This is a genomic window from Ruegeria sp. AD5, from assembly GCF_056542345.1.
This window is the reverse complement of sequence record NZ_JBQFZR010000004.1, coordinates 140,484-147,164: the sequence shown is the minus strand read 5'-3', so window position 1 is coordinate 147,164 and position 6,681 is coordinate 140,484. Positions and strand designations below refer to the sequence as shown.

The 6,681-nt window shown below is 56.5% G+C and carries 5 protein-coding genes; 1 reads left to right on the top strand and 4 read right to left on the bottom strand.

The window, feature by feature from the left end; genetic code table 11:
- Positions 1 to 395: 395 nt before the first annotated feature.
- The 3 genes from katG to ACR0JG_RS18480 form a co-directional block, all read right to left on the bottom strand.
- On the bottom strand, positions 396 to 2,597 hold the full coding sequence (gene katG / locus ACR0JG_RS18490) for a catalase/peroxidase HPI (RefSeq protein ID WP_480571757.1): 2,202 nt from the start codon (positions 2,595 to 2,597) through the stop codon (positions 396 to 398).
- A 423-nt stretch (positions 2,598 to 3,020) separates the two neighbouring features.
- Positions 3,021 to 4,004 carry a glycosyltransferase gene (locus tag ACR0JG_RS18485; RefSeq protein WP_170567193.1) on the bottom strand — a complete coding sequence of 328 codons (984 nt, stop codon included), beginning with the start codon at positions 4,002 to 4,004 and terminating at the stop codon, positions 3,021 to 3,023.
- A gap of 46 nt (positions 4,005 to 4,050) precedes the next feature.
- Positions 4,051 to 4,908, bottom strand: coding sequence for an SDR family oxidoreductase (locus ACR0JG_RS18480; RefSeq protein WP_170515316.1), 858 nt, complete (start codon positions 4,906 to 4,908; stop codon positions 4,051 to 4,053).
- 88 nt (positions 4,909 to 4,996) lie between these two features.
- Between ACR0JG_RS18480 and ACR0JG_RS18475 the strand changes: the two genes are divergently transcribed.
- A complete protein-coding gene (locus ACR0JG_RS18475) occupies positions 4,997 to 5,629 on the top strand; it encodes a class I SAM-dependent DNA methyltransferase (RefSeq protein WP_170408735.1) in 633 nt (210 codons plus the stop codon).
- Positions 5,630 to 5,694: 65 nt separating this feature from the next.
- Here ACR0JG_RS18475 and ACR0JG_RS18470 read toward each other — a convergent pair whose 3' ends face one another.
- Entirely contained in the window at positions 5,695 to 6,681 is a 987-nt protein-coding gene (locus ACR0JG_RS18470; RefSeq protein ID WP_170515319.1) for a sterol desaturase family protein, read from the bottom strand.

The following is a 6,681-nucleotide window of genomic DNA, read 5'->3' as shown; positions in this document are numbered from 1 at the left end:
CAAAAACCAGACCATAACGCCAATCTCTCAGCGCCACCGCCCAATCAAAAACCTCAGATGCCCCCAGTCTCTCCCGAGCGTCTCCGCAGCTCCCACCGCGTCCCAGCACCTCAGCAGCGCCGGTGAAGGGGTATTTACGGATTAGGTCTGGGACCTGCAACCCCCAATTTGAAAAAACTTCACATTTCCGACCACCTTCTTCTTCACCTTAATAAAAACAACAGGTTAGCTTAACAAATCCTCCCGAGAACTCACAAAAAGGAGGTTTGTAGAAAGAGAAAGAACAGTCTCTCGGCGGAATCGCACCCAATGCTTGGTACGCGCCCTGAGTCAGGCGCATGAAAACGCCGCCCGACTCTCCTCGGGCGGCGCAATTTACTGCGATGGTTATAGGGTTACTTCAGATCAAAACGATCCGCGTTCATCACCTTGTTCCAGGCCGAGACGAAATCGCAGACAAATTTGCCACCTGCGTCGTCCTGACCATAGACCTCGGCCAGTGCCCGCAGCTGCGAGTTCGACCCAAAGACCAAATCCACGCGGGTACCTGTCCACTTCACGTCACCACTTGCGCGGTCGCGGCCTTCATAGACGCCGTCACCGGATGGTTTCCATTCGGTGCCCATATCCAGCAGGTTCACGAAGAAATCGGTGCTGAGCGTGCCGACCCGTTCGGTCAGCACACCATGAGAAGTTCCGTCAAAGTTTGTGCCCAGCACACGCATCCCACCTACAAGCGCAGTCATCTCCGGTGCCGACAGCGTCAGCAGTTGCGCTTTGTCTACCAGCAGGGCCTCAGCCGGAACCGAGTATTCCTTGTGCAGGTAGTTGCGGAAACCGTCCGCTATCGGTTCCATCACCGCGAAAGACTCGACATCCGTCTGCTCTTGCGAAGCATCGGTGCGGCCGGGGCTAAAGGGAACATCAACGTCATGACCTGCGGCCTTGGCTGCCTTTTCGATGGCAGCACCACCACCCAAGACAATGAGATCGGCCAATGAGACCTTCTTGTCACCAGACTGTGCGTCATTGAACGCTTTCTGAACGCCTTCCAGCGCATCCAGCGCCTTGGACAGTTTCAACGGTTCGTTGACCTCCCAATCCTTCTGCGGGGCCAGACGAACGCGCGCACCGTTGGCACCGCCACGCATATCCGATCCCCTGAAGGTCGAGGCCGAAGCCCAAGCGGTCGACACCAGATCTGAGACAGACAATCCCGTCGCGAGTATCTTGGCTTTCAGATCGGCTACATCAGCGTCGTCAATAAGCGCGTGATCCACGGCCGGGACGTTGTCTTGCCAAATAAGCTCTTCGCTGGGTGCCTCGGCTCCCAGATAACGCGCACGCGGACCCATGTCGCGGTGGGTCAGTTTGAACCACGCGCGGGCAAAGGCATCGGCAAATTCGTCCGGGTTTTCGTGGAAGCGCTTCGAGATCGGGCCATAGATCGGGTCCATGCGCATCGCCATATCGGCGGTGGTCATCATAGTCTTGACCTTTTTCGATGGATCACCCGCTGCCGGGGCCATGTCCTCTTCCTTGACCCCAACAGGTTCCCAGATCCACGCGCCCGCTGGGCTCTTGGTCAGGTTCCAGTCGTAGCCAAACAGCAGGTCGAAGTAACCGTTGTCCCACTTGGTCGGGTTTGCGGTCCAGGCACCCTCGATGCCGCTGGTGGTGGTATCATCACCCTTGCCGCTGCCAAAGTCGTTGATCCAGCCAAAGCCCATCGCCTCCATCGGGGCGGCCTCGGGTTCGGGACCGACAAGACCGGGATCACCGGCGCCGTGGGCCTTACCAAAGGTGTGACCACCCGCAACCAAAGCAACGGTTTCTTCGTCATTCATCGCCATTCGGCCAAAGGTGTCGCGAATATCGCGACCTGAAGCCAAGGCATCTGGCTGACCATCTGGACCTTCGGGATTCACATAGATCAGACCCATTTGCACAGCGGCCAACGGGTTTTCCAGATCACGTTCGCCCGAATAGCGGCTGTGCGGGTTCTCGGTTGGGGCCAGCCACTCGGTCTCGGCACCCCAATAAATGTCTTCTTCGGGTGCCCAGATGTCTTCACGACCACCGGAGAATCCAAATGTTGTACCGCCCATGGATTCGATCGCGCAGTTGCCCGCCAATATGTAAAGGTCAGCCCACGAGATCTGGTTGCCGTACTTCTGCTTGATCGGCCACAGCAGACGGCGCGCTTTGTCCAGGTTGCCATTGTCCGGCCAGCTGTTCAGAGGCGCGAACCGCTGATTGCCGGTCGATGCGCCGCCGCGGCCATCTGCCGTGCGGTAGGTGCCCGCTGCGTGCCAGGCCATACGAATGAACAAACCGCCATAGTGCCCATAATCTGCGGGCCACCAATCTTGCGAATCCGTCATCAGCGCATAAAGGTCTTCCTTCAGTGCCTTCAGGTCGAGCTTCTTGAACTCTTCGGCATAGTCGAATGTCTCGCCCATCGGGTTCGATGCAGGGCTATGCTGATGCAGAATCGACAGGTTCAGTTGGTTCGGCCACCAATCCCGGTTGGACCGGGCCTCGGCGCCATGCATTACCGGGCATTTGCCCATGTTGGGTGTATCACTTCCGTCCATATCGATCTCCAGTCCTGGCTAGATGTGTGCGTCGCGCGGTTAACTTTGAAACGAGAAACAGGGGTCTTGAGTGTTTTTGCGCTCGTCCTTGGCAAGGGCGTTACGCGGGATCGCGCAGATCGGCCCTGCCTTCATTGTAGGAAATAGCATTAACGACTCGTTCTTTCTGTTTGGATGTAGATTTAGCAAATCCAAGCCATTCATATAAGTTTTGTTTTTTGATGATATTGATAATCCAGAGCTATCACTTGAACATCTACGCGCAGCCTGACCCTGAAGCGCGTGATTGCGACTGCACCACCAAGCTTCACCGTACCTCGCAAGTCGGGCACGAGAGAGAGTGGACGCAAATAAGCTTCCGATGATGGCCGCGCATGAAACGACTGAACTGAGTTAGCGCAAAACGGATTGACCGGCCCAGATTCAGTGGCCACTGACCTTCTTATAAAGGGCCGATTTATAGCCGAAGGGAATTCCCAATACCCCGACAAGCCACCCAACCGTTCGGGCGATCTGGATCAATCGCCGATCTGGTTGGAACGGAAACAGAAGGATTGCCCCTAACAGCGCCAACAAGCGAAAGGGGGTGCTCAAAAACCCCAAGATCGCCTTTGTTGGCTTCTGATCAAGCTTACGGCGCATATGGGTGTTGGACTGGTCCCTTCCCCGGGCGGTCTGATACCAGAATGACAACCTTTCGGGAGGAATGGTCTCGTACACAAAAGCGTCGGGCACCCAGCCGACCGGTAAGCCTGCAGCAACGGTCTCGGCATAAAACTTTGCATCCGTCCCGCCGGTCATCCGCATGGTTTCATCGAACCAAAGGCCGGTTTCGCTGAACAGACGTGTCTCGCCCAGCCAGTTATTTGTCACGATGGTCACGCCACCGGTACCGTTCAACGTGGCTTTCTTTGCAGCCGCGTTTTCCTTGTCGAGGTAACGATTGCTGATATTGCGCAACATCAGCCGCTGAATCGCGGTCTCCTGCCCCGATGGCCCCGCCGCACGAAGCGGAGCGCCCATTAGCACGGCAGAGCTGTTGCGATATCCGGCGACCAACCGTTCAAGCCAATCGACCGCCACCACTTCGTCATCATCGACAAAACAGAGCAGATCCGAGCCATTCTCCAACGCTTCGCGTGCGGCTCGGTTGCGTCCGAACGGGATGCCGAGTTCGGTCTCAAGGACATAGTTCAGACTTGCTCCATTAGGCAGCTTCTCCCCTACTGCCTGCACGGTACCTTCGCTGAGCGCTGCGCTGTCGTTTTCCACCACCAAACATCGCACCGAGCAGTCGGGCGGCAGCTTCATCTCTCCCCAGCTTCGAATCAAAGCGGCCAGCATCTCGGGCCGCTGCCGGGTCAGGGTCGAAACGGTAATGTTCAGCGGGACAGAGCGGTCTTTCATCGAAATCCCATACAATCCGTGCCGGTTTCTTGGCAAGGCGCGGTGATCAAGTGGCATCCTTCTGATGCTGCATCAGTGCTTCCAACCCTACACGGTAGTTCGGATAGAGCAATGAGACGCCCAGTTCATCCTTGATCCGATCATTCCGAACGCGCTTGTTCTCATTATAGAAACTGCGCGCCATCGGAGTCAGATCAGCCTCATCAAACGGAACAGCAGGTGGCATCGGCAGACCTTGCAACTCGGCGGCATAACCGATCACATCCTGCGGTGGCACCGGTTCATCATCACAGACATTGTAGATCGCACCCGGATTGGGTTTGGCCATCGACGCGATCAAAACCTGTGCGATGTCGTCAACATGAATGCGCGAAAACACCTGGCCCGGCTTGATGATCCGCCGCAAACCTCCGCGTTTCAGCTTTGAAAACGGCCCGCGACCCGGCCCGTAAATCCCTGCCAGTCGGAAGATATGCAAGGGCAGGCCCGGAATGCCGCCCCATTGCTCCTCGGCACGCACGCGCCAACGGCCACGTTCAGCCGTCGGTGTGGCGGGCGTCGTCTCATCCACCCAGCCTCCCTGGTGATCCCCGTAAACGGCTGTGGTCGACAGGTAGCCGACCCATTTGAACTGTCCGATCCGCGCGGCGATCTCATCCTTCAATTCCGCCAGCACCGGATCACCATCGGCTGTGGGTGCTGTAGAGACAAGCAGATGCGTCACCCCGTCCAGATCAGGCCGATCCCCTGGCCAGACACGAGGCTCGGCACCCGAATCGCGAATTGTCTCAAGTTGTTGGGAATCACGCGTGGTTCCGATGACCCGCCATGTGGTTGGATCCAGTTGCCTCGATATCGCTCGGGCAGAATAGCCGTGGCCGAAGGAGAATAGTGTCTGTGTCATGGTCCCTTTGATGATCTGCCCGGCACGTGGATGCAAGCGCCGGATGGACGCACTTGATTCGAATCCTCTGATGCGCATTCATTGAGAAATGACCAAAAAGACACCTGACTTGCACGCAGCCTACTCCCTGAAATCGCCCGAGGAGAACAAGCGCCTTTATGCGGAATGGGCAGGGGAATATGACGACAGTTTCGCAGCGCTTGAGGATTATCAACTCCACATCCACACGGCGCGCGCTTTTGTGGGTGCAGGCGGACAAGGCCCGGTATTGGATGTAGGCGCAGGCACTGGGTTATGCGGAGCTATTCTGGCCGGGTTAGGCGTGGGTCCGATCGACGCCACCGATATCAGCGCCGAAATGCTGGACGAGGCGATGCGCAAGGATATCTATCGCGACGCGATCGAAGCCGATCTCAATCAGGGCCTGCCGGTTCCGCGCGGCAGCTATGCCGGTGTCGTCTCGTCCGGAACGTTCACCCATGGCCATCTTGGGCCAGAAGTTTTGCCAGCGCTCTTGCGTGTCGCACGCCACGGTGCGCAGTTCGCCCTGTCGATCAACGCAAAACACTTTGAGGCGCTCGGGTTCGCCGATACCTTCCGCCGCCTCGAGGCGGATCAGATCAGAGACTTATCTTTAACGCAGGTCCGGATTTATGGCGATCTTGCTGCCGGCCCCAACAAAGATGACGTCGCTTTGATCGCATTGTTTGAGAAAACCTGACCAAAGCTCTGCGTAGGTCATATACGGACCTATGCAGAACTCGGCGGGGCAGAACGCCCTCGTGTTTAAGTATACATCTGCTTCTTGAAAGCCCGTGTCCGCGTTGTCGCCTCGGCTGAACCATCGTGATAAGTGCCGAACCACTTGTCGAACGGAATCTCGGATGTGCCGTAGTTACACTCGAAATACCGGTGATGAAGCTGGTGGAAGAAGTCCCCTGCCCGCGCGGCATCCGTTTCACCAGCCTTCAGCTTTTCGAAACCCGAGTGAGACAGTACAGGGCTGATCTGCTGGAAGTAGGCGTGAAACAGCAGATGCAGTGGATGCGATGGTACAATCAGATGGATGAAGTAGGTGGTGAAATAGAGAAGGTTTTCATACCAATGGTTCGATATTCCTGACCATGGTCCGATATTGACGTTGCGATGGTGCACAGCATGAACGTGCTTGTAGAGTTTCGGGTGATGTTCCAATCGGTGCACCCAGTAGAAATGAAGCCCTGACCACATCGGGATGAAAAGCATCCAGATCACGAACCAAACGGGGGCCGTGGCCCAGGTTATCACTGGCGCATAGCCATTCGCCATGGCCCAGTAGATCAGCGACTGATAGACCGTCGCCACAGTCATCGCACTTCCCAGCGTCCACCAGATGTTATCCAAAACCTGATTTCGAAAGGTAAACGACCCATTGTCACGTGTCAGATCACGCCGGTCGAATTTCTTGTACATGCCCTGCCCTTTGCGCATGTAAAGCCACCAATGCAGACCTCCTGCTATCATGATCTGAGGCACCATGTTCAGCAGCCAGATACGGAACATCCAGCCGGGCGCGAAACTCTGCATGGTCTCTAATGGAGGTAAAAACACGAAATAGGCGGCAAAAGCCATCACCATGCAAAGCGTCAGCGACGTAAGGGGAAGCCAAGCCCCTTTGTACCAGTTCAGGATAGCCGCAGGACGCGGCGGCCAGTTGAACAAAGGGTTCAAACCGACGGGCCCTTCGGGGCGGTAATTCCATCGGGCGGCTTCTGCATCATGCATATCGGTCAT

What these genes read in the sequence shown, in the direction of transcription:
- katG (WP_480571757.1), bottom strand. Translation starts at nt 2,597, where the DNA reads ATGGACGGAAGTGATACACCCAACATGGGCAAATGCCCGGTAATGCAT.
- ACR0JG_RS18485 (WP_170567193.1), bottom strand. Translation starts at nt 4,004, where the DNA reads ATGAAAGACCGCTCTGTCCCGCTGAACATTACCGTTTCGACCCTGACC.
- ACR0JG_RS18480 (WP_170515316.1), bottom strand. Translation starts at nt 4,908, where the DNA reads ATGACACAGACACTATTCTCCTTCGGCCACGGCTATTCTGCCCGAGCG.
- ACR0JG_RS18475 (WP_170408735.1), top strand. Translation starts at nt 4,997, where the DNA reads ATGACCAAAAAGACACCTGACTTGCACGCAGCCTACTCCCTGAAATCG.
- ACR0JG_RS18470 (WP_170515319.1), bottom strand. Translation starts at nt 6,681, where the DNA reads ATGACCGATATGCATGATGCAGAAGCCGCCCGATGGAATTACCGCCCC.